The sequence below is a fragment of the Acidovorax sp. KPB24-07 genome (assembly GCF_057543315.1).
Genome location: NZ_BAAJYS010000533.1, coordinates 1 through 1,909, shown reverse-complemented (window position 1 = coordinate 1,909; position 1,909 = coordinate 1). Strand labels below are relative to the sequence as shown.

The 1,909-nt window shown below is 70.9% G+C and carries 1 pseudogene; it reads right to left on the bottom strand.

Annotated elements, in window-relative coordinates:
* A pseudogene (locus AC27IQ_RS23520) lies at positions 1-1,902 on the bottom strand (putative bifunctional diguanylate cyclase/phosphodiesterase); the annotation flags it as partial.
* Positions 1,903-1,909: the final 7 nt, after the last annotated feature.

The following is a 1,909-nucleotide window of genomic DNA, read 5'->3' as shown; positions in this document are numbered from 1 at the left end:
GAGTAGCCGGTGCCGAAGTCGTCCAGCGAAAAGCCCACGCCGTGCGCGCGCAGCTTTTCCATGCGGGCGATCACGTCCTCCACGTCGGTGAGCAGCAGGCTCTCCGTGAGTTCGATCTTGAACAGCCGCGGCTGCGCCCCGCTCTCGCGCAGCGCCTGCAGCACCTGATCGACGAAGTCGGGCTGGCGGAACTGGCGCACGCTCACGTTCACCGACAGCACCAGGTGCGCCGTGGCCGCGCTGCGGGACCAGGCCACGAGCTGCCGGCAGCCGTGCTCCAGCACCCACTGCCCCAGCGGCACGATGAGGCCGCTCTGCTCGGCCACCGGGATGAACTCGCCCGGCGACACCATGCCGCGCTGCGGATGCTGCCAGCGCACCAGCGCCTCGGCGCCGAGCATCTGGCCGCGCCGGTCCACGATGGGCTGGTAGTGCAGCATCAGCTCGCCCCCCCTGCAGCGCGCGGCGCAGCTCCGCTTCCAGGGCGGCCCGAGCGCTGACGGCAGCCTGCATGCCGGGGTCGAAGAAGCGCACGGCGTTGCGGCCGGCCGCCTTGGCCTGGTACATGGCCATGTCGGCGTGCTTGAGCAGGTCGTCCACGCTGCCCGCTGATTCGCCGAAGAGCGTGAGCCCGATGCTCGGCGTGCTGTGGTGGCTGATGCCGTCCAGCAGGTACGGCAGGCTCAGGGCGTTGCCGATCTTGCGCGCCAGCAGCGAGGCATCGGCGCTGGCGGCCCAGGCCTCGGCGGGCAGCCCTTCGGCCAGCACCACGAACTCGTCGCCGCCGAAACGGGCCACGGTGTCGCTCTGGCGCACGCAGCCTTGCAGGCGCTGGGCGACCTGCACCAGCAGGCGGTCGCCCATGTCGTGGCCGAGCGTGTCGTTCAGGTCCTTGAAGTTGTCCAGGTCGATGAACAGCAGCACGCCGTGCCGCCCCGTGCGGCCGACGGACAGCGTGGCACGGTAGAGCCGGTCGATCAGCAGCCGCCGGTTGGGCAGGCCGGTGAGCACGTCGAAGAACGCCAGCCGCTCGATCTCGGCCTCGACCTGCTTGCGGTCGGTGATGCTGCGGCCGACGCCCCGGTAGCCCTGGAACGCACCGGCCTCGTCGAACACGGGCACGCCGCTGATCGACACCCAGTAGGCCGTGCCGTCCGATGCCAGCCGCTGCAGTTCGAGCTCCCGGAAGGGTTCGCGCGCATCGAGCAGCCGGCGGTGGGCCGCCCAGTCCTCCTCGGTCATGTTGAGGGCGCCCAGCTCCCAACGGGTGCGCCCCACGACTTCGCCGGGCTCCATGCCCACGGGGTTGCGCCCGCCCACGAAGTGGATGAACCGGAAGGACGCGTCCTGCTCCCAGTACCAATCGGAGGAAAGGTCGCTCAGGCTGCGAAAGCGCGCCTCGCTCACCCGCAGTTCGGCCTGGGTGCGCACATGGTCGGTCACGTCGGTGAAGGTGCGCACCATGCCACCGTCGGGCAGTTGCGTGGTGTGCACCTCCAGCGTGCGGCCGTGGCGCGTGCGGCGCCAATACACCGCAGGAGACGGAAGGCCGCCAGCGCTTTGCACATAGGCCCGCGCCTGCGCATCGACCAGTTCCGCGCTTTCGCCGAAATCGCCGCGCGCTTGCTGCAGCTGCTTGAGCTCCATCAGCGTGGGCCGGGCATCGAGCAGTTCGCGCGGCAGCTCCAGCAACTCCAGCACCCGGTCGTTGTAGACGGTGATGCGGCCGTCGGGCCCCACGGTGTACAGACCCTGGCTCATGCTGGCCAGCGTGGTCTGCAGCAGCGCGCGCTGCGAGGGGGGTTCGTCCGGCCACGGCAGCGCGGGCAAGGCGGCGGGCATCGGACCGTGCGGCGCATGCGCCTGCAGCAGCGCCGCCAGCCGCTGGGCCAGTTGCGGCAGGTGCGCG